Origin of the sequence: Streptomyces sp. NPDC021019 (assembly GCF_044333295.1) — a bacterium.
Lineage (GTDB): Bacteria > Actinomycetota > Actinomycetes > Streptomycetales > Streptomycetaceae > Streptomyces.
In genome coordinates, this window is record NZ_JBIRQR010000001.1 from 1,294,914 (window position 1) to 1,321,490 (window position 26,577).

Here is a 26,577-nt window from a genome sequence, read left to right on the forward strand (position 1 = left end):
GTACCGATTCCGTTCCGAGGAGTGCCATGTCCCAGGACAGCCCTGCCCAGAAACAGGCCATGAGCCCCGCGCCGACGGTCCCTGTTCAGGCGAGCCCTGTTCCGGCGAGCCCTGTGCCGGCCGAGGACGACGCCGCGTACGACTACGACGTCCTGGTCGTCGGATCGGGCTTCGGGGGCGCGGTGTCGGCGCTCCGGCTGACCGAGAAGGGGTACCGGGTCGGGATCCTGGAGGCGGGCCGCCGCTTCACTCCCGGCACCCTCCCCAAGACCTCCTGGGACCTGAGGAACTACCTCTGGGCCCCCGCGCTGGGTCTCTTCGGCATCCAGCGCGTCCACCTCCTCGGCAAGGTCATGGTGCTCGCCGGGGCCGGGGTCGGCGGCGGGTCCCTCAACTACGCCAACACCCTGTACGTCCCACCCGCCCCGTTCTTCGAGGACCGGCAGTGGGCCTCGATCACCGACTGGCAGGACGAGCTGAAGCCGTACTACGACCAGGCCCGTCGCATGCTCGGGGTCCGCCTCAACCCGACGACGACCCCCTCCGACGTCCATCTCAAGGCCGCCGCCGAGGCCATGGGCGTCGGAGACACCTTCCACCTGGCCCCGGTCGGCGTCTTCTTCGGCGACGGCAAGGACGCCGACGGCACCGCGAGGGCCAGGCCCGGCGCCACCGTCCCCGACCCGTACTTCGGCGGCGCGGGCCCCGCCCGCAAGGCCTGCACCGAGTGCGGCGAGTGCATGACGGGCTGCCGCCACGGCGCCAAGAACACCCTCAACGAGAACTACCTCCATCTCGCCGAGAAGGCCGGGGCGGTCATTCACCCGATGACCTCCGTCGTCGCGGTCACCGACGACCCCGAGGGCGGCTACCGGGTCCTCACCGTCCCCACCGACCGCCGCCGCAGGGCGAAGCCCACGAAGCTCCGCGCCCGCAAGGTCGTCGTCGCCGCGGGCACGTACGGCACCCAGACGCTGCTGCACACGATGAAGGACCGGGGTCTGCTGCCCCGGCTCTCCGCGCGGCTCGGCGAACTGACCCGCACCAACTCCGAGGCGCTGGTCGGCTCCCAGACCAGCGACCGCCGCTACCGCAAGAAGCACGGCATCGCGAAGGCCGACTTCTCGCAGGGCGTCGCGATCACCTCCTCGATCCACCCGGACGACAACACCCACATCGAGCCCGTCCGCTACGGCAAGGGCTCCAACGCCATGGGCGCGATGTCGATACTCCAGGTCCCCTACGGCGCCCACCGGGTGCGCGGCTGGCTTGCCCACATGGTCAAGCACCCCACTCTCGCGGCCCGTTCGCTCTCCAACCACCACTGGTCCGAGCGCACCATCATCGGCCTGGTCATGCAGTCGCTGGACAACTCCCTGACGACGTACCGCAAATCGGGCGGCATCGGCAAGGGCCTGCTCACCGCCCGCCAGGGCCACGGCGCGCCCAACCCGACCCAGATACCGGAGGCCACCCGCAGCGCCACCCTGCTCGCCGAGGAGATCAACGGCTTCGCCGGCTCCAACGTCGGCGAACTGATGGGGACCCCGCTCACCGCCCACTTCCTCGGCGGCTGCCCGATCGGCGCGAACGCCGACGAGGGCGTCATCGACCCGTACCACCGCCTCTACGGCCACCCCGGCATCAGCGTCGTCGACGGTTCCGCGGTCTCCGCCAACCTCGGCGTCAACCCCTCGCTGACCATCACCGCCCAGGCCGAGCGCGCGATGTCCTTCTGGCCCAACAAGGGCGAGGCGGACCCGCGCCCGGAACAGGGCGAGGCCTACGAGCGGCTCACCCCCGTCGAGCCGCACGCGCCGACGGTGCCGAAGGAGGCGTTCGGCGCGCTGCGGCTGCCGTTCCTGGGCATCCCGGCGGTGCCGCCGAAGGGGACGGTGGAGGCCGGGGCGGGCATCGAGGGCGTCGGGAACACCCCCGTACCCAATCCGTGATCATTTCCTGGGCAACCGTTCGCAGGGCTGCGCGGTCGAACCCGTACTGCCTCACAGCAGTCCCACAGCTCCTGCCGAGTCCCAGAGGTCCCCGATGACACGCATTTCCCCGAGAACCGTGCTGCACCGCGCAGCGGGTTCTCTCGCCGCCGCAGGCCTGCTGGCCTCGGCCGCGCTCGCCGGGGCGGCCGTTCCGGCACAGGCCGCCGATGCCCCGGTGTTCACCCTCGGCGGCCCCGCCGAGACGGGTCTGCACCCCTACCCGGAGAGTGGCGCACCGAAGGGGGCCACGGTCGGGATCACCGTCAACAACCCGTCCCAGGACGAGGAGAACGACGGCTACGGAGGTCACTTCACGCTCACCTTCGACCTCAGCGGTGTCGACGGTGTCGCCGACGTGGCGTTCGACGGCGAGTCCAACAGCGCGGACTGCGAGGTCACCGGTACGAAGGCGGTCTGCGAGGACTGGGGCATCTGGCCGGGCCTCCAGGGCGCCGCCGATCTCCTGGTCACCGCCGCCGAGGGCAGCAAGAACGGCGACACCGGCACGATCACGGTGACCGGCGAGGCGGAGGGCGTGACCTTCGCCCCGTTCACCACCCGGCTCACGGTCGGCGGCCCCGACCTGGTCATGGAGCGGCTCCCCTTCGACCAGGAGCTGAACCCGGGCGACCAGCAGCAGGCTCCGATCACCTTCACCAACCGGGGCAGCCGGGACGCCGACGGCGTGCTGCTCACCCTCATGTACTCCCGCGGTCTCGACATTCCCCAGCGCTACACCAACTGCGAGTACACCGTGGACGCCCCGGATGTCCCGGGCATCGGCTGGACCACGGCCCTCTGTTCCGTCGAGGGCTCCTTCGAGGCGGGTGCGACGTACACCCTGGCGACCCCGCTGACCATCGAGGCCACGACCCGCGCCTTCTACGACACCTTCGTCTACCGCATCCACGAGGACGGTGCCGCCCAGCGCACCGCCCAGCGTGCGGGCGCCCCCTTCGCGCGGGGCGCGGGCCCCGTGCTGAAGGCGGTCCCGGCGAAGGCCTCCCAGCAGGGCGCGACCGCCCGGGGCAGCGACCTCAACCCGGGGGACAACCAGCAGGAGGCCGACTTCCGTACGAAGAACACGGCCGACTTCGTGGCGTACGGCGACGAGGCGTCCGGGGCCGCCGGGACCACGGTGAAGGCCGACCTCGGCTTCCGTAACGAGGGCCCGGCGTGGATCGGCTACCTCCGCTCCGGCGAGGACGTCGCCACCGTCGACTTCACCGTCCCGCAGGGCGCGTCGGTCACCGCGAAGCCGGACCGCTGCCGTGCGGTGACCGCCGACGGGAAGTACCGCGAGGACCAGAAGAGCCCCGCGCCGCGCTACGTCTGCGACACCTCGATGACCGTGCGGGACGGCGAGGGCCTCGACCTGCCCTTCGAGCTGCGGATCGACGAGGCCCTGATCGGAGCGAGTGGTGAGGTGACCGTACGCAACACCTGGTTGCAGAACCCGGCCCTGCCGTTCGACCCGAAGCCGGCCAACAACACCGCGTTTCTGGTCCTGAACGGCGAGGGCGGCGGCTCGGACTCCGGCGGCACGACGGACGGCGGCTCCGGCGAACCGTCCACCCCGCCGACCTCGGCCCCGGACCCGGAGGAGAGCCCGTCCGGCACCCCCGGGCCCTCGGCGTCCACGACCTCCGACGGAGGGTCGGCGGGTACGACCGGCGGCTCCGGCGGCGGGGGCGGCCTGGCCTCGACGGGTTCGACCGCCCTGATCGCCTCGGGCACGGCGGCCGGGGCGCTGGCGGTGGGCCTGCTGCTGTTCATGGCGGCACGGCGACGGGCTGCCGCGCAGCACGTCTGACGCTGACCGGCGGCGGAGGAACGGCGGAGGAGGCGCGGAGGAGGAGAGCCGGCCTCCGCGGGGACACGTTCCGATACGGCCGACCCGGGCGTCCCCGGGTACGGCCGCATATGGGGTGACCGGGCTGCTGTCCCCTGCGGACCGGTCACTTACGCCGGGATGTGGTCCCACGACGCACCTGCGGTACGTCACACGTCCCGGCGGAGCCACGCGTGGTTTCCTACCGGTGCCGCCCCTGGTTGGCACGGACATCAGGCTCAACGAAGGCACCGCGCCCCCGGTCACGCGCCGTACGGGTGAGACGGGTCCCGAACGCAGATACGGCCCCTGCCCGGCATGCGGAGAACCGTTCCGTCCGGGCTCCGCCCGCCGGCCTCACACCCGGCCGCGGCACAGCTCCAGCAGCGTCATCGCCAGCGCGGTGCCCGGCTTGCCCAGCGCGTCCCTGTAATGGCCGAGCACGGCCGTCTCCCGGGAGAGGTTGACCCGTCGGCCGCCCGAGGCGATGCGGGCCTGCTGGATCACCGCGGAGACGGCCATCCGTTCCTGGACGAGGCCGATGATCCGGTCGTCGAGGGCGTCGATGCGCTCCCGGGCGCCGCCGATCAGGACGGCGGCCTCGTCGGTGCGGGCGCCGGTCAGCTCGGCGGGGGTGACGGCGGTGGTGCCGGCAGGGGGTGCGGTGGTGGTCCCGGTGGTGCTGCTCATGGTGGTGACTCCCGGTGGGGTGACGGCCCCCGGGGCGAGAAGGCCCGGACACGCGAGACGCCCCGGGCCTGCTGGCCCGGGGCGCCTGGAACGTTGCTTGTCAGTAGCTCAAGCAGCACGACCATGGCAGCCGGCAGGGCCGGATGCCATAGGTAAAGACGAAGGTCGTGTGCTGACGCATGGGGGACAGTATGGCCCCGGCCCGGCGGCCCCCACAAAACGTGGCCCGGATCCTGAGACGCGACGGGCACCGGCCCCCGTGCACCGGCCCCGTTCTGCGGCCCGGCGGAGGGTCCGCGGACGGCCGGTAGAATCGGAAGAACCGACCCCCTTCACCACCGCCGGAAGGCCGCCCCCGTGCCAGCAGCACCCCCCGCCGCCCCCGACGCCACGGCCGACGTGGTCCTCGTCGTCGACTTCGGCGCGCAGTACGCCCAGCTCATCGCCCGCCGTGTCCGTGAGGCCCGGGTCTACAGCGAGATCGTCCCGTCCACCATGCCGGTGGCCGAGATGCTGGCGAAGAACCCGCGCGCGATCATCCTCTCCGGCGGCCCCTCGTCGGTGTACGCGGAGGGCGCGCCGTCCCTGGACCGCGCGCTCTTCGAGGCCGGGGTGCCCGTCTTCGGCATGTGCTACGGCTTCCAGCTGATGGCCACCACGCTCGGCGGCACGGTCGACGACAACGGGGCCCGTGAGTACGGCCGTACCCCGCTGCACGTCTCCAAGGCGGGCTCGACGCTCTTCGAGGGCACGCCCACCGAGCAGCCGGTGTGGATGTCGCACGGCGACGCCTGCTCGGCGGCCCCCGAGGGCTTCACCGTCACCGCGTCCACCGACGTCGTACCGGTCGCCGCCTTCGAGAACGACGAGAAGAAGCTCTACGGCGTCCAGTACCACCCGGAGGTCATGCACTCGACCCACGGCCAGCAGGTCCTGGAGCACTTCCTCTACCGCGGCGCGGGCATCGAGCCGAACTGGACCACGACCAACGTGGTCGAGGAGCAGATCGCGCTCATCCGCGAGCAGGTCGGCGACAAGCGCGCCATCTGCGGCCTCTCCGGCGGCGTGGACTCCGCGGTCGCCGCGGCCCTCGTCCAGAAGGCCATCGGCTCCCAGCTCACCTGCGTGTACGTCGACCACGGCCTGATGCGCAAGGGCGAGACCGAGCAGGTCGAGAAGGACTTCGTGGCCGCGACCGGCGCGAAGCTCAAGGTGGTCGACGCGCAGAAGCGCTTCCTCGACGCGCTGGCCGGGGTCTCCGACCCCGAGCAGAAGCGGAAGATCATCGGCCGCGAGTTCATCCGCGTCTTCGAGCAGGCCCAGCTGGAGATCCTCCAGGAGGACGGCCCTGAGGTCGCCTTCCTCGTCCAGGGCACGCTCTACCCGGACGTCGTCGAGTCCGGCGGCGGCACCGGCACCGCCAACATCAAGTCCCACCACAACGTCGGGGGACTCCCCGACGACATCGAGTTCCAGCTCGTCGAGCCGCTGCGCCAGCTGTTCAAGGACGAGGTCCGCATGGTCGGCCAGGAGCTGGGCCTCCCCGAGGAGATCGTCCAGCGCCAGCCGTTCCCCGGCCCCGGCCTCGGCATCCGCATCGTCGGCGAGGTCACCAAGGAGCGCCTTGACCTGCTCCGCGACGCCGACGCCATCGCCCGCGAGGAACTGACGGCGGCGGGCCTGGACCGCGACATCTGGCAGTGCCCGGTGGTCCTCCTCGCCGACGTCCGCTCGGTCGGCGTCCAGGGCGACGGCCGCACCTACGGCCACCCGATCGTGCTGCGCCCGGTCTCCTCCGAGGACGCCATGACGGCCGACTGGTCGCGCCTGCCGTACGAGACGCTGGCGAAGATCTCCACCCGCATCACCAACGAGGTCGCCGACGTCAACCGCGTCGTCCTCGACGTGACGAGCAAGCCGCCGGGGACGATCGAGTGGGAGTGATCCCTCCCGCCTCCTGAGAGTCCTCAGGTCAACGTCGATGCCGTCGCTCATTCGCTTGGGCGGCGGCATTGTCGTACCGGGTGGGTACGCTGAGTGAAGAGACGAGCCTTCGGCGTAGGGGAGCAACCCTGGATGAACCTCGACGTCCCGTTCCCCATCGACGTCGACCTCACGGAGATCTACCGTCGAGGACGCCCCTGGAAACCACTGGCACGGGCCCACATCCCGTGCCAGGCTCCCTCCCCATGTCCGCCGAAGAAGTCCGCGCCATCGTGTCCGCCGCCGGTAACGACCGCCTCACCTGGAACACCCCGCTCTCCGAGGAACACGCGGCCCGGCTGATCGCCGCCTGCGACCCCGCTCCCGGATCACGGATCACCGACCTCGGCTCCGGCTGGGGCGAGTTGCTGATGCGGCTCGTCGAGGCCGCGCCCGGCTCCACCGGGGACGGCGTCGAAACCGATCCGGCCGCCGTGGCGCGAGGGCGGAGCCTCGCAGAGGCGCGAGGGCTCGCGGACCGGGTGCGGTTCCACGAGGTACCCGCCGCCGAGTGGACCGAGAAGGGGTACGACCTCGCCGTCTCCATCGGCTCCTCGCACGCCTGGCCCGGCACGACCCGCGAGGCCCTCACCGCCCTCGCCGCCACCGTGCGCCCCGGCGGACGGGTCCTGTTCGGTGAGGGGATCTGGCTGAGGGAACCGACCCCCGCCGCACTGGAAGGCATCGGAGCCGAGCCCGGCGACTTCGGGTCGCTGTTGGAGTTGATCCGGCTGGCGGAGTCCGTCGGGCTGCGCGCGCTCCAGGTCACCGTCGCCGACGAGCGCGAATGGGACCTCTTCGAGTCCGAGGGGCCGATCGGCCGCGGGCAGCGCTGGGCACTGGAACACCCGGACCATCCGCTGCACGCCGAGGTGACGGCCGAGATCGACGCCCGCCGCACCGGCTACTACGGCGGCTACCGCTCGTATCTCACGCTCGCCTATCTGGTGCTCAGCGCCTGACCTTGCGCGACGGCACCTGCGCCCGGTGCCTCCGACGATCGCTCCAGGTTTGGGACCTAGAGATGGTCTGCGAGGCGGTGCCGGGCGCTTTCGATGAAAGCAGTGCGCAGCGCGGTGTACTGAGCCCAGACACCTACCGGTTCGTCGTCGGCGATGTGCATGCCCCGGATGCATTCCACGAGAGCGCGGGCTTCCTCGACCGGGGGCGTGCCGTCGAGGTCGATCATGTTGAACTGGGCCTGCGTGTTCGTGTAGGCGGTGTCAGTGTGGGCGAGCGCATTCGCCTTGTCCGGGTACTCGCCGTGCCACCGGTGCCAGGCCACACGCGCCTCGGCATCCGTGGCTGTCAGGAAGGCCGCGTACGTTTGCCGATGCGCGAGGTAGATCCGCGTCCGATCCTGCATCATGGGCAACTCCACCCTGCCGAAAGCCAGAACCACCTGACGGTGGCTCAGTAAACGATGGCACGGGTGGGATTCAGGGTGAAGCCCTGCGCTGAGGATGGTGGCAGAGGCCGGTCGGAGCCGTGGAAGCGCGGAGGCTCCGGGATCGTGACGGGCCCGTCAGGAACTGCTCCGAGGCGAAGGTGGCGCCCCCTCGGCGGACCAGAACTCGGAGGTGATGTAGGGGAGGCCCTCTGCTGCTGGATCGTCAGGGTCCAAAGGCTCCAGGGGCGGGTCCGTGACTTCTGATTCCGTTACACAGGGAGACCAGGCTTCGATGAATGCCTGCCCCTTGTAGCCAATCTCCAGGCTCACCTTGAAGCCCTCAGGGGAATCGGCGAACATGGCCGGATTCTGCTTGTGGTCGCGCACGGATGTGATCGTGTATCCAGCAGCCTTCCAGTGTCGCTCCGTCATTCCCAGGAAGCTTCCGAGGCGCTCGGGCGAGATGATGGTCAGCACATAGCGTCGCTGCGTCACCTTTCCCCTGCCTGTCGAGTCGCCTGGGACGTCGGTGCATGAGGACCTGCTCGACGGACCGCGATCCCACTTTACGCTCGGCTTGATCGCATCGAGTGTCTCATCCAGAATCTTGTCAGCGTTGTCTGCTGCCTCTTGCATGTTCATAGAGGGGGCCTCGCTCTTCTCCGTCTTTTTCACGGAACTCTCGAATGCTCCGCAACCGGCCAGGACGACAATCGAGAGCATCACGGTCACGAGCGGTCGAAATTTCATCGGTGTTGCTCCGTGGTCAGGAGGTCGGAGCGGCCGGCGATCACGGCGGCGATATTCGCTGCCGACTTCGGGTCGCCGCCTTCCTCGACACTCTTGGGGTTGAAGTAGTTGGAATGAGCGGGTGTCGGGCCTTTTCCGTCGACGACGGGAAGCGGTCCGTCATCCACGACGAAACGTGTGGCTCCGAACGCCGCGCTGGCCGGGTCCTTGCCGAACCAGATGTCGTCGTCGCCCTGGTCAGCGATGTCCCCGGCCGCGTACGACCCGCCAATGACGACAGCTGCAGCGCCGGCGACGACTTCCGGCTTCGAGGGAAGTGTGGTGACGGGGTCGTTCTCCGCCGCTCCGACGTAGACATGGTCCTTGCCGACGCCCAATTCCTCGGCCCTGTCCACGCCGACCCCGGGGCTGCCCAGGAGAATGATGTCATCGGCTGCCGGGATGCCGCCTTCCGCCTGGGTAGCCGCACCCACCAGGCGTGAGCCGTAGGAGTGTCCGATCGCGGTGACGTGCGGATCCTCGTTCCCGTTGGTCGCGGAGAGGCCTGCCATGAAGCTGTTGAAGGCCGGTGCTCCCGCGTCGGCGCTGGCGGTCGACATGACGTCCAGATTTCCGAGGAGGGTTTCGGCGTCCGGGGCAATCTGCGGCGCATCGTAGCCGAGCCAGACAATAGACGAGCTCGAAGGGTGTAGCTTCTGGGCGTTGATGGCCGTGTCACGCGCGCGCTGGACGTCATTCGTCGCAAATTTCTCGTCGAGTGCGGTACCCAGGCCTGGGACATATGCGGAGACGTGCTTCGTGCTATCGGGGTTGCCGAAGGCGACGACTGCTCGACCTCTTCCCGTCGCCGACACCGAGGAGGAGCATCGGCGGCTCCTTTGGCCTCCGGCTTGATTGTTCTTCCGTATTCGCAGCCAGTTGGCCCTCGATCGATCTCAGGCCTGCCAGTTGACTCTTGGCCTTCTCGCTGTCGTCACCTTCCAGCTTTCCGATCAGAAGCGTCAGGTTGTCCCGGTTCGCCTCATCGCGCACCGCTGCCGGGATGCCGTCCAGGTTGCCCACCACATTCGGGTACACCGCCAGATACTCCTCGCGCTGCTCCTCAGTGAGGCTGTGCCACCAAGTGTTTCGTTCGACAGGCGAAGCATCTATCGGGACGTTGTCCTTGAGATACCCACCCGCCACCCCGCGCACCGCAGCGGCATCGCCGGCGGTATCTGTCCAAGCGGCTTTGTCGACCCTGAGTCCGGGCTTGGCCTTGAGCCTATTCAGTGCCTGACTGAACCGTCGGTCGATCTGCTGTGCCTCCAACACGGCATGGGCGATCGCGTCAGCGATCGCCTCCGCCTTGGCGTGGTTGGGGTTGGCGTTGAGGAGAGGGGAAGGTCCGCCGGCGGGCAGCCTTCCGTCGAGGGAAGGGCGGGCGGCGAGGGGTGAACTGCGTCCGGCAACCGTCCCACCCGGTGCCTTCGAGCCGTCGATCAGGCTCTCGCCCCCTGCCGGATAACTGACGGAGCCGTCGGCGCCCACGGCGAACTTCATGGCAGCCGCGTCCTCGAGCGCCTGCCCAAGCCGTCGTCGAGGGGAGCGGAGTTCAAAGGCAAGACTGTTCAAGGACGTCCGGACCAGGCCGCATTCAATGTACGCATAATCGAAGTTCTCGTTCAGGCGCCGTAGTCGCCTCACTGCCGCCTTGGCGCCCTCTCCCTCCTGAGACTTCTCGAGCGCGTTGGTCATTTCGGCGCTCACCCGATCGCGGGCGGCGTCGGCGGCGTTGCTCACCGCGCCCCACCCGTCGGCCGCGTCGTTCAGCCGGCCCCAGTCGAGATCCCGTAACTGCTGCCATGTCGGCATGACGTCACCCGCCCTTGGCGCTTTTGGGGAGCTTGACCGAGTCCACTGTCGACTTGACCTTGGAGTCGGTTCCGCTCAGTTCGTTCGCTGCCTGGCGCAGCTTCGGCCCGAGCGAAGCACATTCACCCCGTATGGCCTCCAGCCTCTCCTCCCAGGACGTCAGGACACCTTGCAGCGCGTCAAAGCTGTCGAAACCGTTGGTTCCCGTTGCCAGGCCGTAGTGCTCAAGCACGTGTTTGTTCGCGATGCCCTCGTGCGCGCCTGTCAGCTTTGCCTTGACCTGCTTCGTGCTCGTCTGCAGATCATCGGCGACGCCCGCGGCATCGCTCCACGGCTTGGCGCTGTGCTGGAGTCGGTCCGTGTCGGACGCCCCACCACTGCGGCCGCCGACAGCTTCGGGGGCCTGGTTCAGACGTGTACGTGGTGAATGCCGCGCAGCAACCTCACCCTTGAGTTGTTCCCACTCGTCCCATGCCATCCCCGGAGCCCTTTCATTACCGACTGTGACCACAACGGCAGCCGAGCATAGAAACGGGTGTGACTGCGACGCATGAGTACATGTACTCAAGGCATCTGTTTCGGACAACTGTGGACCCCCTGTGGCAGCGGATCGCTCGAACGTATCGACGACACGGCCCCCGGCCCGCCCCGATGCGCCACCCGGCCGCCCGGTACGGCACAATTCGCGGATATCGCAAGTGGGTTGGCAGTACCGGGGCGGGAAAGGGCGTAATCCTCCGTGGCGTTGGACGAATCCAGGACGAGCGGCACGCACAGCGGCGGCTGTACATGCGGCGACTGCCCGCACGGAGCCCGTCGTGGACACCGGCGCGCCGTCGCCGCGTTCCTGGCCAAACGGGACGAACTGGCGGCGGGCAAGGGGCTTCCCGCCGGGGTCGCCCAGTCACCGTCCGCGTCCCGGCAGTGGGTGTCCGACGAGCTGACCGGGTCCGCCCGCACGGTTGCCGAGCGGGCCCGGGAAGCCGGTGACGCCTGGCTCCACCAGGTGTGGCGGGGGACGTTGTTCGCCGTCTGGGGTGCGGCCGGGGCCCTCCTCGTCGGCGCGAGCCTCACCGCGATCGGCGCCGGCTGGTCCACCGCCCGAACCGCCGGGCTGATCGCCGCCGTCCTCACGGCCGGGCTGCTCACCGCCGCCGCCCGCTTCCACCGCGCCCGTGGCGGCCTCCTCGCCCCGCTGATCGGGGAGGACAACCGGCTCTCGACCTCCCGGACGGTCGCCGGGGTCTGGGTGCTGCTGGCCGTCTTCGCCGTTCTCGTCCTCGCGCTGCAACTGGCCGGGGCCTCCGACCCGGAGGAGCGGGACGCGCTGATCGAGGGGCTCGACCTCGTGCGCTCCGCCGGGGTGGTGGCCGTGCTGGCGCTCGTGTGCGCGGTCGCCGTCGTCGTGCGCCGCGTGGTGACCGTACGGGTGCTGGGCCAGCGGCTCCAGAAGCTGCGCGCCGACCGGCCGCGCGCCGCCGACCTGCTCACCGACGACTCGGGGCGCGGCTCCTTCACCGATGTGCAGTACGTGCTGGTCAGCGCCGTCGCCGTACTGTTCGCCGCGGTGCGACTGGCCCGCCGCCCCGAGCAGCTGCCCGACCTGCCCTGGGGGCTCGCGCTGTTGGTCGCGGTCTCGGCGGCGACCTACTTCGCCGGGAAGTACGCGGAGGGCGGCCGCCCCGTCGTGCTGTCCGTCGTGCGGGCCCGGGAGGCCGGGGACCTGGACGCCCCCATCCGGACCGGCGACGACATCGAGATCCGGGGCGCGGGCTTCGTACCGCCCGGCGCGGGCGGCCCCGACCGGCTGGCCCGGCTCGTCGTACGGATCGGCACCGTCTATGTCCACGTACCCCTGATCCCGGTCGCCGGAGGCTTCGCCAACCCGACCGACACCGTCCTGACCGTGCCCGTCCCGGTCGAGGTCGAGCCGGGGACCGTGGACGTCCAGGTCGTCACCGCCGCCGGGGTGGAGACCAACCGCTGCCCGATCGACGTCACGGACTGACCGTCACCCGCCCCCGGGCGTTTCCGCCACCGATCACGTCCCAGCCCTGGTGGGCAGCGCGCACAGGGCGTACGTATGGTCGAGGTGACGGGACTTCGGGAAGCAGGGCAGCGGTGATGAACGGTTACGGCGGCGGATCGTACGGTCTGGGCGAGCGCAGGACCCTGAGGGAGCAGGCGGGCACCTACGCCCTGCTGCCGCTGCGCGTCTTCCTCGGCGTCACCTTCGTGTACGCGGGCCTCGACAAACTCATGGACAGCGCGTTCCTGTCCGCGACCGGCACCGGCTCCATCGGCGAGATGATGCGCGGGGTCCGCGACTCCTCCGCGATCCCCGCCCTCGTCGACCTGGCGCTGAAGAGCCCCGAGGGCTTCGGTTACGCCATCGCGATCGGGGAACTCCTCGTCGGCCTCGGCACCCTCGTCGGGCTCTGGGCCCGGCTCGCGGCGCTGGGTGGCGCGCTGATCTCGCTGAGCCTCTGGCTGACCGTGAGCTGGCAGGCCACCCCCTACTACTACGGCAACGACCTGCCCTATCTGATGGCCTGGCTGCCGCTGGTGCTCGCGGGCGCCACCGTGTTCTCCGCCGACGCCTTCCTCGCCTCGCGCCGCCGCAGCATGTAGGCGGCCCACGTCACCGTCGCGGCCAGCCACAGCCCGCCGAGGAACAGCGGCAGGAAGAACGTCCACGGGACCTCCCAGGCCCCGGCGGCGTCGGCCGCGTATCCGCCGGCCAGGCCCAGCATCGCCAGGCCCGCCACCGCACGGCCGGGGCGGAATTCATGACGCAGCACGGGTGACCTCCACCTGTCCGATGCCGACTTCCAGCACCAGTTCGATCGTTCCGGCGGGCTTCGTGCCCGCGGGCGGCGGCAGCGTCCGCCGCTTCGCCTCGTCGCTGTTGATACGGACCTGGACCCGCTGCCCCTCCTCCAGCCGGATCTCCCCGAGACCCGCCTCGGCGCGCACCTTCACCGTCACGTCCGCCGGGACGACGACGGCTGCTCGCCCCGCCGCCACATCGAGCCCCGTGCGCACGGTCTCGCCCCTGGCCACCTTCAGTCCGGACAGGTCCAGCCGGGCGTCGCCCGTACGCAGCTCGTAGTGCGGCGCGACGGCGGACACCGAGGCCGGCCGCCACTCCTGGCGCGCCCACGAGGTGTCGATGTCCTTCGGGAGAACCGCCGCGCCCGCCAGCAGGCCCGCCGTGATCATCGCCATCAGGACCGTGCCGAAACCGGTCCGCCCCAGCAACGAGGCGATCAGCAGGCCGAGCCCGAAGACGGCGAGAGCGGCGACCAGGCCGATCTGGAGGGCGGTGCCCAGAGGCTGCTGCTCCCAGCTCAGCCCGGTGCCCAGGCCGCCCGCCACCAGCGCCGTCAGGAAGACCGGACCGCCGATGGAGCGCGGCCCACGCTCCACGGGCGACGGCTGCGGCTTCAGGAACGGCGCGTCCGGAGTGGGCCGCCCGGCGCTCGCCCCGGCGCGCGCCGTGCCGACGTCCGTGTCCGGCGGACCCCACAGATAGCCGGGGCCGGCCGGCCCCGTGGTGCCGTCCTTGACGATCGGGTCCCGCCACCACGACGGACTGCCCGGCGTCGGCGGGGCCTTCACCTCCGGCGGCGGCGTGCCGAGCCCGCCCGTGTGCACGGGGCCGGGCGGGGCCGCCGGCGCCCCGGGCGGGGCCGCCGGGTCCTCCGGGGCCCCCGCCGTCCGCCGGGACTGCGTCCACACGGAGAAGCCGACGACGGCCAGCGTCAGCAGCGCGGCGAACGCCAGCATGTCCCGGTTGTGCAGCATCGACAGGAACAGCCCGCAGCCGATCAGCGCCAGCAGCAGCGCCACCAGGGACGCCCCGTCGACCCGCCCCGACAGCAGTTTGCGCGCCCCGTTCTCGTCGTCGCCGTCTGCGGGGAGCAGCAGCCAGGCGAAGCCGTAGAAGATCAGACCGATGCCTCCGGTCGCCGACAGCACACCGAGCACGATCCGGAAGATCACCGGATCCACGTCGCAGTACCGGCCGAGGCCGCCGCACACCCCGGCGACGACCTTCTGTCGCGGGGTGCGCCGCAGCGTCGGCTTCGGCGCTTCGGGGGGCGCGACGCCGGGAGCGGCGTCCGAGGGAGCGGTCATGCCTCCATGGTGACGGTCCGGACCGCCCGCCGGGACCCGTGCCGACCCTGGCCGGTCCCTGATATTGCCCGCGTACGCCCCTGAGGGGCCGGGGCGCACGCGCCGGGCCGAGCGGGGGAGGGGAGCTGTCATCAGGCGTGCGCTGGGGACAGCATCAGGGTCACTTCGGGGGCCGACCCTGATGTTGACCCGCGTCCGCACGTGTGACGATCGGGGTATGCCAGCCGCCACCGCCCGAGCCGCCAGCTCCGTCACCGCCGACCCGGAGGAGCCCGCACCCCGCAAGCTCTACCGCAGCGCCGACGGTCGGCTGCTCGGCGGTGTCGCGCGCGGACTCGCCGGACACCTCGGGCTGCCCGTCGCCTGGGTGCGGTTCCTCTTCCTCGGGCTGTTCTTCACCGACGGCCTCGGCGCGGTGCTCTACGCGGTGTTCTGGATCGTCGTCCCGCTCGGCGTCGGCGGCGTCGACGCCCCGCGCTCGGTGTTCGAGACGTCGGCGGACGGCCGCCGCAAGCTCCGTAAACCGGACCGGGGCCAGGTCTTCGCGCTGGTCGCCCTGACCGTCGGAGCCATCGCGTTCGTCGTCAACGTCGACATGGGCAGCGAGGCCGGCCGCTACATCTGGCCCACCCTCCTGATCGGCGCGGGCTCCGTCCTGGTCTGGCGGCAGGCGGACAACGCCCGCCGCGCCCGCTGGATGGAGACCGGCCGCAACCGCAAGCTGCTGCACCTGGCCCGCGGCCTCGCCGGGGTGGCCCTCGTCGGCCTCGGCCTCGCCGTGTTCATGGTGGTGCGCGGCTCGGCCGCCCAGCTCGGCAACGTCCTCACCGCGGCCATCGCCGTACTCACCGGCATCGCCCTGCTCGCCGGCCCCTACCTGGTGCGGATGACACAGGACCTCTCCGAGGAGCGCCTGATGCGCATCCGCGCCCAGGAGCGGGCCGAGGTCGCCGCCCACGTCCACGACTCCGTGCTGCACACCCTCACCCTGATCCAGCGCAACGCCGACGACGGCGGCGAGGTCAGACGCCTCGCCCGCGCCCAGGAACGCGAGCTGCGCAACTGGCTCTACAACCCCGAGGGCACCGGCAAGGACGAGGACGACGAGCCGGAGACCCTGGCGGAGGCGGTCAAACGGGCCGCCGCCGAGGTCGAGGACAAGCACGGCGTCCCGCTGGAGGTCGTCGTGGTCGGCGACTGCCCCCTCGACGACCGGCTGGCCGCACAGATGCAGGCCGCGCGCGAGGCGATGGTCAACGCCGCCAAGTACGGTGGCGAGGGCGGCGCCGTCCAGGTCTTCGCGGAGGTCGAGGGCCGCACGGTCTTCGTCTCCGTACGGGACCGGGGCCCGGGATTCGACCTCGACGAGGTTCCCGGGGACAGGATGGGCGTACGAGAATCAATCATCGGCCGGATGCAGCGCAACGGCGGCAGCGCCCGACTGCGTTCGGTGCCCGGTGGGGGCACCGAGGTCGAGCTGGAGATGGAGAGGGCGAGCGAATGACCGAGAACACCGAAGCCACCGGGGGCCCGGAGCGACGGGTACGGGTCGTGCTCGTCGACGACCACCGGATGTTCCGCACCGGGGTGCAGGCCGAGATCGGCCGCACCGAGGAGACCGGCGTCGAGGTGGTCGGCGAGGCGGCCGACGTCGACCAGGCGGTCACCGTCATCACGGCGACCCGCCCCGAGGTCGTCCTCCTCGACGTCCACCTCCCGGGCGGCGGCGGTGTCGAGGTACTCCGCCGCTGCGCCCCCATGATGGGCACGGCCGAGAACCCGGTCCGCTTCCTCGCGCTGTCCGTCTCGGACGCCGCGGAGGACGTCATCGGCGTCATCCGGGGCGGTGCGCGCGGCTATGTCACCAAGACGATCACCGGCACCGACCTGGTGAACTCGGTCTTCCGGGTCCAGGAGGGCGACGCGGTCTTCTCGCCGCGTCTGGCCGGCTTCGTCCTGGACGCCTTCGCCTCCACGGACGCCCCGCCGGTCGACGAGGACCTGGACCGCCTCACCCAGCGCGAGCGCGAGGTGCTGCGGCTGATCGCCCGCGGCTACGCGTACAAGGAGATCGCCAAGCAGTTGTTCATCTCGGTGAAGACGGTCGAGTCGCACGTCTCGGCGGTCCTCAGGAAGCTCCAGCTCTCCAACCGGCACGAGCTGACCCGGTGGGCGACGGCTCGGCGGCTGGTCTGAGCCGGGGCAGCCCTCAGTGAGCCGGGGCAGCCCTCAGGCGGTCTCCGGCCCCGGCTTCGGCTCCAGCGAGATGTTGACCTTCTCGCCGATCCGGCGGTAGCCGATGCCTGCGTAGACCCGCTCGACGCCGGGGTCGCCCGGCTCCAGCCAGACCGCCCGGCAGCCCTGGTCGAAGGCCCGTTCCGTCAGCCACGTGGAGAGCGCGGCGCCCACGCCCCGGCGGCGGTGGCGAGCGGCGACGGCGAGGCCGGCCAGCTCGCTCAGGCCGTCGATCGCGGCCGAGCAGCCGCCGGCCCCGGCCGGCGCTCCGTCGAGGACGGCCAGTGCGGCGACCCCGTCGCCGGCGGCCGCCGCGCGCAGCCAGTCGGTCATTCCGGGCTCGGGCTCGCCCTCGCCGCCGAAGCCGTGGTGCTGGACGCGGGCGGCCTCGGTGAACTCCGCCTCGGTGACCGGTGTGCCGATGCGGAGACCGTCGACCGGCCTCGGCGGCCGGAGGTCCTCGCGGCCGCAGGCGAGCAGCGGGGCGCGGTTCTCCACGGTGAAACCGGCGGCCAGCAGGGCCGGTTCGACGGCCGGGGCCCAGGCGGGCAGGAACTCCAGGCGGGGCAGCCGTCGGTGTTTCCCGAACGCGTCGACCAGGGCCGCCACCTCGTCCGCCGTGGGTTCCGCGTCCCGGTCGGGGATGGCGTAGTTGGCGTACTTCAGTTCCCAGCCCGGGTTGTGTCGGACGGTGAACGGGCCCACCCGGTAGTGGTCCGGGGAGCGCAGCGCGAGCGCCCGGGCGTAGTCCTGGACGGCGTTCGCCATCGACGTCATACGGGAGTTCCTTTCGGCGGGAGATCGGGACCGGCGCGGCGGACTATGCCACCCGGGTCGCTCCGGCGAAAGGCATTTGATCGACGGGTGCGATGCGGACCGGCGCTCCGGGGCGCGGGGCGTGGATCATCTGGCCGCCGCCGATGTAGAGGCCGACATGGCTGATCCCGGAGTAGAAGAACACCAGGTCACCGGGGGCCAGTTCGGAGCGGGGGACCCGGGCTCCGGCGTTGATCTGGGTGTAGGTGGTGCGCGGCAGGCTCACGCCCGCCGCCTTCCAGGCCGCCTGGGTCAGGCCCGAGCAGTCGAAGGCGTTCGGGCCCGTCGCGCCCCAGACGTACGGCTTGCCGATCGCGCCGTACGCGAAATCGATGGCCTGGGCGGCGCGGGAGCCGGGGGCCGCGACCGGACCGCTGCGGACGGTCGAGCGGTCGGCGTGGGCCGGGCCGCCGGCGCCCCGGGCGTCGGCGGAGCGCTCGTGGGCGGCGCGCTCGTCGGCGGTCAGGGTGTCCAGCAGCCTGCGGGCGTCGGCCAGCTTGGCGCGGATCGCGGTGCGGTGTTCGCGCAACTCGGCACGGCGGGCGGCGAGGCGTTCGGTCTCCTGGTCGGCGCGGGCCTTGACGCGGGTGATCTGGGAGACCTGTCGCCGGATGCCGCGCAGGAGGCCGCTCTGCCGGTCGCCCGCCCGGTCGAGGTAGGAGGCGCGTTGCAGATAGGCGTCGGGGTCGGAGGAGAGCGCCAGTTGCAGGGCCGGGTCCAGGGTTCCACTACGGTACTGCGCGGTGGCCAGCGAACCGAGTGCGTGCCGGGCGGTGTTGAGGCGGGCGGTGCGACGGGCGGCCTCGTCGGCCAGGGCGTCGACGGCGCGGGTGGCGGTGGCCGCCTCCTCCTTCGCCCCGTTGTACTTCTCGGTGGCGACCTCGGCGTCGTGGTAGAGCCGGTCGACCTTCGCCTTGACCTGCGAGGCGGTGGGGGTCGGTTCGGCGGGGACCGCGCCCGCCCCGGTGACCGATCCCGCGGTGGCGGCCCCGGCGAGCGCCAGGGTGGCGGCGGTGCGGGCAGCAGAGCCGGTGAGCGGGCGCTGCTTGGGTTTTCGGTGAGCTGACCTGCGGTGCGCTGCCACGGGGGCGGCATCCTTCCTGTCGGCTGTCCGCCGGGGGATACCGGCGGGTCCGTGAAGGACGCTAATCCCGGTGCCGGGAAAAGAGTCGCCATGACTGCTATTGCCCTGATGTGACGTGTCATCGGTCACCGTTGATCACGGTGCACCCGTATATCGGGGCAATGTGTTCCCTCCCAGAGGAAGCGCACAAGGAAGGTGTGCCTCACTGAAAGGCACACTCCTGGCCCTGGCTAGGCTCCGGAGCCATGGACGTACTCATCAATGTCTTCGTCGCCCTGCACATCATCGGCATCGCCTCCCTGCTGGGCGGCTTCCTGACGCAGATGAAGGCCATGGGAGCGGGCACCGCCCGCTTCACTCCCGCCATGCTGCACGGCGCGCTGACCATGCTCGTCACCGGCGTCGCCCTGGTCGGGCTCAATCAGGCCGACGACCAGACCGTGAACAACGTCAAGATCGGCATCAAGCTCGCGCTGCTGGTCGTGATCCTCGCCCTCGTCTACGTCAAGCGGGACGACGAGACGGTGGACAAGGGCGCGTTCGCCGCGGTCGGCGGACTGACGGCCGCCAACATCTTCATCGCCACGGTCTGGACCTGAGTCCGCGGAAGCGTGCGCCCGCTCCGGGCCGGGCGCACGCCCCGCGCGGGGCGCCTGCCCTACGCGGGGCGCACGCTTCCGTAGATCGGCATGGAGTAGATCGATTCCTCGCGCACGTTCGCACCCGGCTTCGGGGCGTGGATCATCATTCCGTCGCCCTTGTAGATGCCGACGTGGCTGATGTCGTCGTAGAAGAAGACCAGGTCTCCGGGGAGCAGGTCGGACGTGGCGACCCGCGTCCCGAACTCCACCTGGTCCCAGGTCGTCCGGGGCAGGGTCACACCCGCCTCCCGCCAGGCCGCCTGCGTCAGCCCCGAGCAGTCGTAACTGGAGGGGCCCGACGCGCCCCACACGTACGGCTTCCCGATCTGGGCGCGGGCGAAGGCCAGGACCTTCTCCGCCTTGGCGGCGTAACCACTGTCCGTACCGGAGCCGGAGCCGGAGCCCGGATCCGTTCCCGGACCGGAACCGGATCCCGTACCCGAACCGCCGCCGGACTCCTTCGCCGCCTCTTCGCGGGCCTTCTCCTCGGCCTCGGCCTTCTCCTTCGCCTCGGCGGCCTGCCGGGCGGCCAGCTTCGCCGCCTTCTCCTTCGCCTCGGCCTCCTTCTCGCGCTCCAGCTCCGCAAGCCGCGCCTTCTCCTCGGCGGTCAGCCTCGACAGCAGGCCCCGGGCCTCGGTGAGCTTGGTCTGCACGTCCTTCTTGCTGGAGGCGAGCGTGGCCTGCGTCTCGGTGAGGGTCTCCAGGCTCTTCACCGCCTCCGCGCGCTTCTTCGCCGCCGAGGCCTGCTGCGTACGGACCTCGTCGACGGCCTTCTGCTGCCGTTCCGTCGCCCGGTCCATCAGCCGGCTCTGGTCGAAGTACCCCTGCGGGTTGTCCGCCAGGAAGAACGTCGCCGCGGGCGCGATGCCCCCGTTGCGGTACTGGGCCGCGGCGTAGGAGCCCAGCGCCCGGCGCGCCTCGTTGATCTTCTCGGCACGCTTCGCCACGTCGGAGAGCAGCGTGTCGACCTTCGTCTGCTGGGACGCGGAGGCGGCCTTGGCCCGGTTGTACTCCTGGGTCGCGGTGCCCGCCTGTCGGTACAGGGCGTCGACCTTCTTCCGCACTTCCTCGATGGCGGGCTTCGGCTCCGCCGGTGCGGCCGTGGCGCTCTGCGTGGAGAGCAGCGTCACGGAGGCGAGCGCGGCCGTCGTCAGCCCGACGGCGGGGGTGGTGGTGCGCACCTTCGTGCGCGGCTTGCGATGCGATGCCAAGACCGGCATCTCCTTCCGTGGACCGCCTACCGGGTTAGCTGTCGGGTTCGGACGGAACGGAAGGCTGTCCTACGGTCCGGACGCGAGGGCACGGACCGATTCACCCCGGTGCTGCGTGTGGGTCCCCGGTTCCGAACCACCGGCGCGGCAGGACGGATTCGGCAGAGGTGTCCGTCAGGCGTGGTTCGCCTCAGGGAGGTACGGATCACCTGATCGAGCACGCTAGCCAACCGGCACCGCCGCTGGGAAGGACGATGAGCGATATGCCCGATACATTTTCGTGACCTTTCCGGATCGGGCGTCCGGCACCCCCTCCGACCGGGCACTCCTTCACGGAACGTCGCCGTCCGGTCCCCGTGCGTACGGGTGGCGGTGTGGTGTGAGCGGCCCCTTCTCGCCTTCGGCGGAAGGTTGTCAGTCCGGCCGCCTAGACTCGGGAGGCGATGAGCAGCCTCTTTGACGACAGTTTCCTGACCGGCCTCCAGCCCGCGGAGGACGGCCCCCCGCCGCCCCCCGAGGACCACGCGCCCGAAGCGGTGCCGGAGGGTCTCTTCGGGGGCGTCTACGACGCGCCCCCGCCGCCCCGGGACGGGTACTACCGTGACGGTCACGCGCGCCCGGTGATCGACTCCGCCGCCCTGCTCGACGGGTTGAACACCGAGCAGCGCGCCGCCGTCGTGCACGCCGGGTCCCCGCTGCTCATCGTCGCCGGAGCCGGCTCCGGCAAGACCCGCGTCCTCACCCACCGCATCGCCCACCTGCTGGCCGAGCGCGGGACGCACCCCGGCCAGATCCTCGCGATCACCTTCACCAACAAGGCCGCGGGCGAGATGAAGGAGCGCGTCGAGCAGCTCGTCGGCCCCCGCGCCAACGCCATGTGGGTCATGACCTTCCACAGCGCGTGCGTCCGCATCCTGCGCCGCGAGTCGAAGAAGCTCGGCTTCACCTCGTCGTTCTCGATCTACGACGCCGCCGACTCCAAGCGCCTGATGGCCCTGGTCTGCCGCGACCTCGACCTGGACCCGAAGCAGTTTCCGCCGAAGTCCTTCACCGCCAAGGTCTCCAACCTCAAGAACGAGCTCATCGACGAGGAGACCTTCGCCGGGCAGGCCATGGACGGGTTCGAGAAGACCCTGGCCCAGGCGTACGCGCTCTACCAGGCCCGCCTGCGCGAGGCCAACGCTCTGGACTTCGACGACATCATCATGACGACGGTCCACCTCCTCCAGGCCTTCCCGGACGTCGCCGAGCACTACCGCCGCCGCTTCCGCCACGTCCTCGTCGACGAGTACCAGGACACCAACCACGCCCAGTACACGCTGGTACGCGAGCTGGTTGGCCCGGCCGGGGAGGCCGACGCACCCGCCGAGCTGTGCGTGGTGGGCGACGCGGACCAGTCGATCTACGCCTTCCGGGGCGCGACCATCCGCAACATCCTCCAGTTCGAGGAGGACTACCCGAGCGCGACGACGATCCTCCTGGAGCAGAACTACCGCTCCACGCAGACGATCCTCTCCGCCGCCAACGCCGTCATCGAGCGCAACGAGAGCCGCCGCCCCAAGAACCTCTGGACCAACGCCGGCAGCGGCGCCCGCATCACCGGCTACGTCGCCGACACCGAGCACGACGAGGCGCAGTTCGTCGCCGACGAGATCGACCGGCTCACCGACGCGGGCGACGCGAAGGCGGGCGACGTCGCCGTCTTCTACCGGACCAACGCCCAGTCCCGTGTCTTCGAAGAGATCTTCATCCGCGTGGGCCTGCCCTACAAGGTCGTCGGCGGTGTGCGCTTCTACGAGCGCAAGGAGGTCCGGGACGTCCTGGCCTACCTCCGGGTCCTCGCCAACCCCGAGGACACCGTCCCGCTGCGCCGCATCCTCAATGTTCCCAAGCGCGGCATCGGCGACCGCGCCGAAGCGATGATCGACGCCCTGTCGATGCGCGAGAAGATCTCCTTCCCGCAGGCACTGCGCCGTGTCGACGAGGCGTACGGCATGGCCGCCCGCTCGTCCAACGCCGTCAAGCGCTTCAACACGCTGATGGAGGAGCTGCGCACGATCGTCGAGTCCGGCGCCGGACCCGCCGTCGTCCTGGAAGCCGTCCTGGAGCGCACGGGCTACCTCGCCGAGCTCCAGGCCTCCACCGACCCGCAGGACGAGACCCGCATCGAGAACCTCCAGGAGCTCGCCGCCGTCGCCCTCGAATTCGAGCAGGAGCGCGCCGACGAGGAGGGCGCGGGCACGCTCGCGGAGTTCCTGGAGAAGGTCGCGCTCGTCGCCGACTCCGACCAGATCCCCGACGAGGACGAGGACGGCTCCGGCGTCATCACGCTGATGACCCTGCACACGGCGAAGGGGCTGGAGTTCCCGGTCGTCTTCCTCACCGGCATGGAGGACGGGGTCTTCCCGCACATGCGGGCCCTCGGCCAGACCAAGGAGCTGGAGGAGGAGCGCCGCCTCGCGTACGTCGGCATCACCCGCGCCCGCGAACGGCTCTACCTGACCCGGGCGGCGATGCGCAGCGCCTGGGGCCAGCCCTCGTACAACCCGCCCTCGCGGTTCCTGGAGGAGATTCCGGAAGCGCACCTGGACTGGCGGCGCAAGGGCCCGATGGCCGCACCCGCAGGGCCCACCTCCGGCATCACGTCCTCGCTGTCCTCCTCCCGCTCCCGCTCCGGACCCTCGGGTTTCGCGACCCGGCGCGGCGGCGCGGAGAAGCCGACGGTCACCCTGGTGGCCGGGGACCGGGTCACGCACGACCAGTTCGGGCTCGGCACGGTGACGGCCGTCGAGGGCTTCGGCGACCAGGCCAAGGCGACGGTCGACTTCGGAGACGAACGCCCGAAGAAGCTGCTGCTGCGGTACGCGCCGGTGGAGAAGCTGTAGACGGGCGGGACAGGGCTGGACAGACGGAAGCGGGAGCGAGGGCCTTGGCCCTCGCTCCCGCTTCCGTCTCTTCCCGTTCTCGTGCTGCTGTCTCAGCTGGGGTCGACGCCCTTGCTGCGCAGCCACGCCAGCGGGTCGATCGCCGAGCCGCCGCCGGGCCGGACCTCGAAGTGCAGGTGCGGACCGGTGGAGTTCCCCGAGTTCCCCGAGTACGCGATGACGTCGCCGGCCTTCACCGGGCCGGAGCGGATCTTGGTGCTGCTGAGGTGGCAGTACCAGGTCTCGGTGCCGTCGGCGGCGGTCACGATCGCCATGACCCCGTAGGCGCTGTTCAGCTGGGTGCGCACGGTGCCGTCGGTCGCGGCCATCACCGGAGTGCCGTACGAGACGGGGAAGTCGATGCCCGTGTGCACGGACATCCAGTTGACCCCCGCCTGGCCGTAGTAGGCGCTGAGCCCGTGCTGCTTGACCGGCAGGACGAACTTGGGTCGCAGCGCCTCGCGGCGTGCGGCCTCCTCCTCGCGCTTCTTCTTCTCCGCCGCCTGCCGTTCCCGCAGGTCGAGGCGCTCCTGGGTGCGGCTCGCGCGCTCGCGGAAGTCGTCGCTGCCTTCGGAGAGCTGCTCCAGCTGGCTGTCCAGCCGGTTGTTCGCGGCGACCGGCTTGACCGTGCTGGGGTCGGCCATCGCCAGCGAGGTGGTCGTCTCCTCCGGCTTCTCCTCGCCGCCGGGCATCCCGCCGACCGAGGCGGCGGCGATACCCGCGACGCTCATCACGCAGGCGGAGGGCACCGCGACGGTCAGCAGGGCGGAACGCTTGGCGGGAGTACGCCGACGGGCCCGGTTGCGGGGTGCGGGGGGACGGACGGCGGTGCGGTTCACGGAGTGCGCGACGGGGGAGCCGTCGCCGGCTTCCGGCTCCGGCACGGCGTCCGGTGCGAGGGCGGCGAACTCGGCGGTGGAGTGGTGGCCGGTCTCCGGCTCCTCGGCCGCACCGTCCGGTTCGGCCGCCGCCCCGGGCGTCGTCGCGTCGGCCGACTGCTGTTCGTACAGCGGGTGCGACGTCTGTTCGGGTTCGTACGCGGTGTCCCCGGGCGTGGCGCCGGAGTTCCACGCGGTCGCGTCGTAGGCGCCCGTGTCGTTCGTACCTGTGCCGTACGTACCCGTGCCGTACGCACCCGTGCCGTAGGAAACGGTGCCGTAAGCGCCGGTTTCGTGGGCACCGAAGTCGTACGAACCGGTGTCATGCGTACCCGTGTCATGCGTACCGGTGTCATGGGTGCCCGCGTCGAACGTGCCGGTGGTGAAGGTGGTGGTGGCGTACGTCCCGGTGTCGGCCGCGACGGCCGTCGTGCCGTACGCGGCGGTCGGGTACGACCCGGTCTCGTAGGCGTCGGCGCCGTGGACGCCGTCGGCTCCGTACGCGGTGCCGGCCGGATACGTACCGGTGTCGTAGGCGTCCGTCCCGTAGGCCCCGGTGCCGTACGCCCCCGTGGCGTACGCGGTCTCCGTGCCGTACGGGGCGGTGGGGAAGCCGGTGGTGGGGAAAGCGCCGGTGTCGGCCGTCGCCCACGGGCCGGTCGGGTTCTGATCGGTGACCTGTTGCCAGGCCCCGGAGGTGTCCCACTGCTGCGGGGCCTGCTCCTGGGCGGCGTAACCGTCGTAGGGGGGCGTCTGCTGTGCGCCGGTGTCGGTGTCCGTGTTCCACGCGGAGGAGTCGTACTGGCCGCTGTGGTCCGGCTGTCCGGTCGCGTACGGCGTGTCGTAGCCAACGCCGTAGGTGGTGTCGCCGTGTCCGGCGGCGGGGTGACCCGCGTCGTAGCCGGTGTCGTGGCTGCCCGAAAGGGAGCCGAAGAGCGGGTCGGTGGCGAAGCTGCCGGTCGATCGGTCGTCGTACCCGACATGCCCGGCGTGGGGGTGCTGGTCGTTCACCAACTTCTCTCTCGCCTCGGCAGCAGGACTGTTCTGGCTCCCGGTCAGGGGAGTCCCAGGGGGAAGCAGTGGCCGCGACTGTACCCGGCGGTATGTGAGGACGACAATCTTCGACAGGTTTTGCGTTCGCAGGAAACGGGCAATCGGCCGTCTTTCGGTGGACGGCAGACGCAGCCTTGGCCCTACGTTCGACTGATGTTCTATTTCAGGCCGCGGAGGTCGTCCCGGTGGAGGATCCGGCGGGGCCGGTGGTGTCCTCTCCGGTCTCCGGTGTCTCGAGAACCTCACGGATAGCGGCGGCCACCGTCGGGTGCACGGGCAGCGCGAGGTGCCCGATGCCGGTGACGCGTACGTTCACCGCGTCGAGATCGGGATGATCGACACACGCGGTTCTGACCGGAACCATCACCTGGTCCCAGTCGCTCCAGAAGCTCACGAACCGGGTCCGGCAGCCGGGAGCGGGGGCGCGCAGTTCCTCGATCACGGAGGAACCGCCGCGCATCTGACGCACGATGGGGTGAACGCCCGCCCCTGGGGCGACGGCGGTGCCCCCGTGCGGGGTTCCGAGCGTCACCAGAGTGCGCACCCGCCGGTCACCGCCGAGTCGCTGGACGTAATACCGGGCGATCAGGCCGCCGAGGCTGTGCCCGACGACATCGACCCGGCTGTGCCCGGTGCGCGCGCAGACTTCCTCCACATGGCGCCCGAGCAGTTCGGCGGCGGTCCGGATGTCGCGTGTCAGCGGCGAGTAGTTGAGGGCTTCCAGGTGGCGGTGGCCGTGCCGGGTCAGTGCGCGCCGCAGGACGACGAACACGGAACGGTTGTCGATGAAGCCGTGCAGCAGGACGACGGGCGGCGTGTCGTCGGCGGCGACCGGCAGGGCGGCGGTCTCCCGCGGGGTGGTCCCGCCGTGATCCGGGCCGTCGGCGCCGGTGCTCGGTGCTCGGGTCGGCGGGCGGGGGGACCGTCGGCGCTCCGGGGTGAGGCCGAAGGGGTAGGCGATCAGGTGCCCGGCCAGGACGGCCAGCTCCAGCGCGGTGGCGCCGAGGAGCGCGGACGACGGCCGGGGGCCCGGCAGGCGGGGCAGCGGGGAGAGGAGAGGGAGGAGCTTCACGGCCGGCCTCCTGCACTGGCGCACGGAGGCG

23 protein-coding genes and 1 riboswitch are annotated in these 26,577 nt (G+C 71.0%); of the genes, 10 read left to right on the plus strand and 13 right to left on the minus strand.

Going from position 1 to position 26,577, the window contains the following annotated elements; genetic code table 11:
- The first annotated feature begins 26 nt into the window (after positions 1-26).
- Positions 27-1,952: a GMC family oxidoreductase N-terminal domain-containing protein gene (locus ACH4RG_RS06100; protein WP_398539169.1), complete on the plus strand. Its 1,926-nt coding sequence runs from the start codon at positions 27-29 to the stop codon at positions 1,950-1,952.
- A gap of 94 nt (positions 1,953-2,046) precedes the next feature.
- Complete coding sequence (locus tag ACH4RG_RS06105; RefSeq protein WP_397927795.1) at positions 2,047-3,807, plus strand: peptidase; 1,761 nt, start codon at positions 2,047-2,049, stop codon at positions 3,805-3,807.
- Positions 3,808-4,182: 375 nt separating this feature from the next.
- On the opposite strand, the gene ACH4RG_RS06110 is transcribed toward ACH4RG_RS06105, so the two are convergent.
- Positions 4,183-4,515, minus strand: a complete 333-nt coding sequence (locus ACH4RG_RS06110) for a chorismate mutase (protein WP_398161463.1) — start codon at positions 4,513-4,515, stop codon at positions 4,183-4,185.
- A gap of 357 nt (positions 4,516-4,872) precedes the next feature.
- On the opposite strand from ACH4RG_RS06110, the gene guaA reads away from it, so the two are divergent.
- Entirely contained in the window at positions 4,873-6,459 is a 1,587-nt protein-coding gene (gene guaA / locus ACH4RG_RS06115) for a glutamine-hydrolyzing GMP synthase (RefSeq protein WP_274343943.1), read from the plus strand.
- Between the two features lie 245 nt (positions 6,460-6,704).
- Positions 6,705-7,460 (plus strand): SAM-dependent methyltransferase, encoded by a 756-nt coding sequence (locus ACH4RG_RS06120; protein ID WP_397920028.1) that lies wholly within the window; start codon positions 6,705-6,707, stop codon positions 7,458-7,460.
- A gap of 56 nt (positions 7,461-7,516) precedes the next feature.
- Here the strand turns inward: ACH4RG_RS06120 and ACH4RG_RS06125 are convergent, their stop codons facing one another.
- The 5 genes from ACH4RG_RS06125 to ACH4RG_RS06145 form a co-directional block, all read right to left on the minus strand.
- A complete protein-coding gene (locus ACH4RG_RS06125) occupies positions 7,517-7,867 on the minus strand; it encodes a hypothetical protein (RefSeq protein WP_397920030.1) in 351 nt (116 codons plus the stop codon).
- 156 nt (positions 7,868-8,023) lie between these two features.
- Positions 8,024-8,638 carry a hypothetical protein gene (locus ACH4RG_RS06130; protein WP_397920032.1) on the minus strand — a complete coding sequence of 205 codons (615 nt, stop codon included), beginning with the start codon at positions 8,636-8,638 and terminating at the stop codon, positions 8,024-8,026.
- A complete protein-coding gene (locus ACH4RG_RS06135; protein ID WP_398539170.1) occupies positions 8,635-9,492 on the minus strand; it encodes an alpha/beta hydrolase in 858 nt (285 codons plus the stop codon). Before ACH4RG_RS06135 ends, ACH4RG_RS06130 begins: the two co-directional genes overlap by 4 nt.
- Entirely contained in the window at positions 9,440-10,492 is a 1,053-nt protein-coding gene (locus ACH4RG_RS06140; RefSeq protein ID WP_397920036.1) for a hypothetical protein, read from the minus strand. Before ACH4RG_RS06140 ends, ACH4RG_RS06135 begins: the two co-directional genes overlap by 53 nt.
- A gap of 4 nt (positions 10,493-10,496) precedes the next feature.
- Complete coding sequence (locus tag ACH4RG_RS06145) at positions 10,497-10,970, minus strand: amino acid ABC transporter permease (RefSeq protein WP_398539171.1); 474 nt, start codon at positions 10,968-10,970, stop codon at positions 10,497-10,499.
- Positions 10,971-11,231: 261 nt separating this feature from the next.
- Between ACH4RG_RS06145 and ACH4RG_RS06150 the strand changes: the two genes are divergently transcribed.
- A complete protein-coding gene (locus ACH4RG_RS06150) occupies positions 11,232-12,500 on the plus strand; it encodes a hypothetical protein (protein WP_398539172.1) in 1,269 nt (422 codons plus the stop codon).
- Between the two features lie 116 nt (positions 12,501-12,616).
- Positions 12,617-13,123: a DoxX family protein gene (locus ACH4RG_RS06155; protein WP_398539173.1), complete on the plus strand. Its 507-nt coding sequence runs from the start codon at positions 12,617-12,619 to the stop codon at positions 13,121-13,123.
- Here ACH4RG_RS06155 and ACH4RG_RS06160 read toward each other — a convergent pair.
- The gene (locus ACH4RG_RS06160) at positions 13,033-13,293 is read right to left on the minus strand and encodes a hypothetical protein (protein ID WP_397920044.1); all 261 of its coding nucleotides are present in this window, start codon (positions 13,291-13,293) and stop codon (positions 13,033-13,035) included. The genes ACH4RG_RS06155 and ACH4RG_RS06160 overlap by 91 nt on opposite strands.
- Complete coding sequence (locus tag ACH4RG_RS06165; RefSeq protein WP_398539174.1) at positions 13,280-14,632, minus strand: PspC domain-containing protein; 1,353 nt, start codon at positions 14,630-14,632, stop codon at positions 13,280-13,282. The genes ACH4RG_RS06160 and ACH4RG_RS06165 overlap by 14 nt, the downstream gene beginning before the upstream one ends.
- Positions 14,633-14,849: 217 nt before the next feature.
- Here ACH4RG_RS06165 and ACH4RG_RS06170 point away from each other — a divergent pair, with 217 nt between their 5' ends.
- A complete protein-coding gene (locus tag ACH4RG_RS06170) occupies positions 14,850-16,136 on the plus strand; it encodes a PspC domain-containing protein (RefSeq protein WP_397920048.1) in 1,287 nt (428 codons plus the stop codon).
- Positions 16,133-16,828 (plus strand): response regulator transcription factor, encoded by a 696-nt coding sequence (locus tag ACH4RG_RS06175; protein WP_007450924.1) that lies wholly within the window; start codon positions 16,133-16,135, stop codon positions 16,826-16,828. Before ACH4RG_RS06170 ends, ACH4RG_RS06175 begins: the two co-directional genes overlap by 4 nt.
- 33 nt (positions 16,829-16,861) lie before the next feature.
- Here ACH4RG_RS06175 and ACH4RG_RS06180 read toward each other — a convergent pair whose 3' ends face one another.
- Positions 16,862-17,644 (minus strand): GNAT family N-acetyltransferase, encoded by a 783-nt coding sequence (locus ACH4RG_RS06180; RefSeq protein WP_398161455.1) that lies wholly within the window; start codon positions 17,642-17,644, stop codon positions 16,862-16,864.
- A gap of 43 nt (positions 17,645-17,687) precedes the next feature.
- Complete coding sequence (locus ACH4RG_RS06185) at positions 17,688-18,767, minus strand: NlpC/P60 family protein (protein ID WP_398161453.1); 1,080 nt, start codon at positions 18,765-18,767, stop codon at positions 17,688-17,690.
- 245 nt (positions 18,768-19,012) lie between these two features.
- Between ACH4RG_RS06185 and ACH4RG_RS06190 the strand changes: the two genes are divergently transcribed.
- Positions 19,013-19,366: a hypothetical protein gene (locus ACH4RG_RS06190; protein WP_397920054.1), complete on the plus strand. Its 354-nt coding sequence runs from the start codon at positions 19,013-19,015 to the stop codon at positions 19,364-19,366.
- A gap of 59 nt (positions 19,367-19,425) precedes the next feature.
- On the opposite strand, the gene ACH4RG_RS06195 is transcribed toward ACH4RG_RS06190, so the two are convergent.
- The gene (locus tag ACH4RG_RS06195; protein ID WP_397920056.1) at positions 19,426-20,628 is read right to left on the minus strand and encodes an NlpC/P60 family protein; all 1,203 of its coding nucleotides are present in this window, start codon (positions 20,626-20,628) and stop codon (positions 19,426-19,428) included.
- Positions 20,627-20,793: riboswitch (cyclic di-AMP (ydaO/yuaA leader) on the minus strand. (Overlaps the previous gene by 2 nt.)
- Before the next feature lie 269 nt (positions 20,794-21,062).
- Between ACH4RG_RS06195 and pcrA the strand changes: the two genes are divergently transcribed.
- Positions 21,063-23,504 carry a DNA helicase PcrA gene (gene pcrA / locus ACH4RG_RS06200; protein ID WP_397920058.1) on the plus strand — a complete coding sequence of 814 codons (2,442 nt, stop codon included), beginning with the start codon at positions 21,063-21,065 and terminating at the stop codon, positions 23,502-23,504.
- Between the two features lie 92 nt (positions 23,505-23,596).
- Here the strand turns inward: pcrA and ACH4RG_RS06205 are convergent, their stop codons facing one another.
- A complete protein-coding gene (locus ACH4RG_RS06205; protein ID WP_397929680.1) occupies positions 23,597-25,432 on the minus strand; it encodes a peptidoglycan DD-metalloendopeptidase family protein in 1,836 nt (611 codons plus the stop codon).
- A gap of 205 nt (positions 25,433-25,637) precedes the next feature.
- Positions 25,638-26,546, minus strand: coding sequence for an esterase/lipase family protein (locus ACH4RG_RS06210; RefSeq protein WP_398539175.1), 909 nt, complete (start codon positions 26,544-26,546; stop codon positions 25,638-25,640).
- Positions 26,547-26,577 lie beyond the last annotated feature (31 nt).

Coding starts and splice junctions, on each gene's coding strand:
- pcrA (WP_397920058.1), top strand. CDS start 21,063: ATGAGCAGCCTCTTTGACGACAGTTTCCTGACCGGCCTCCAGCCCGCG.
- ACH4RG_RS06130 (WP_397920032.1), bottom strand. CDS start 8,638: ATGAAATTTCGACCGCTCGTGACCGTGATGCTCTCGATTGTCGTCCTG.
- ACH4RG_RS06125 (WP_397920030.1), bottom strand. CDS start 7,867: ATGATGCAGGATCGGACGCGGATCTACCTCGCGCATCGGCAAACGTAC.
- ACH4RG_RS06190 (WP_397920054.1), top strand. CDS start 19,013: ATGGACGTACTCATCAATGTCTTCGTCGCCCTGCACATCATCGGCATC.
- ACH4RG_RS06170 (WP_397920048.1), top strand. CDS start 14,850: ATGCCAGCCGCCACCGCCCGAGCCGCCAGCTCCGTCACCGCCGACCCG.
- ACH4RG_RS06120 (WP_397920028.1), top strand. CDS start 6,705: ATGTCCGCCGAAGAAGTCCGCGCCATCGTGTCCGCCGCCGGTAACGAC.
- ACH4RG_RS06145 (WP_398539171.1), bottom strand. CDS start 10,970: ATGGCATGGGACGAGTGGGAACAACTCAAGGGTGAGGTTGCTGCGCGG.
- ACH4RG_RS06195 (WP_397920056.1), bottom strand. CDS start 20,628: ATGCCGGTCTTGGCATCGCATCGCAAGCCGCGCACGAAGGTGCGCACC.
- ACH4RG_RS06110 (WP_398161463.1), bottom strand. CDS start 4,515: ATGAGCAGCACCACCGGGACCACCACCGCACCCCCTGCCGGCACCACC.
- ACH4RG_RS06175 (WP_007450924.1), top strand. CDS start 16,133: ATGACCGAGAACACCGAAGCCACCGGGGGCCCGGAGCGACGGGTACGG.
- ACH4RG_RS06180 (WP_398161455.1), bottom strand. CDS start 17,644: ATGACGTCGATGGCGAACGCCGTCCAGGACTACGCCCGGGCGCTCGCG.
- ACH4RG_RS06155 (WP_398539173.1), top strand. CDS start 12,617: ATGAACGGTTACGGCGGCGGATCGTACGGTCTGGGCGAGCGCAGGACC.
- ACH4RG_RS06105 (WP_397927795.1), top strand. CDS start 2,047: ATGACACGCATTTCCCCGAGAACCGTGCTGCACCGCGCAGCGGGTTCT.
- ACH4RG_RS06165 (WP_398539174.1), bottom strand. CDS start 14,632: ATGACCGCTCCCTCGGACGCCGCTCCCGGCGTCGCGCCCCCCGAAGCG.
- ACH4RG_RS06100 (WP_398539169.1), top strand. CDS start 27: ATGTCCCAGGACAGCCCTGCCCAGAAACAGGCCATGAGCCCCGCGCCG.
- ACH4RG_RS06140 (WP_397920036.1), bottom strand. CDS start 10,492: ATGCCGACATGGCAGCAGTTACGGGATCTCGACTGGGGCCGGCTGAAC.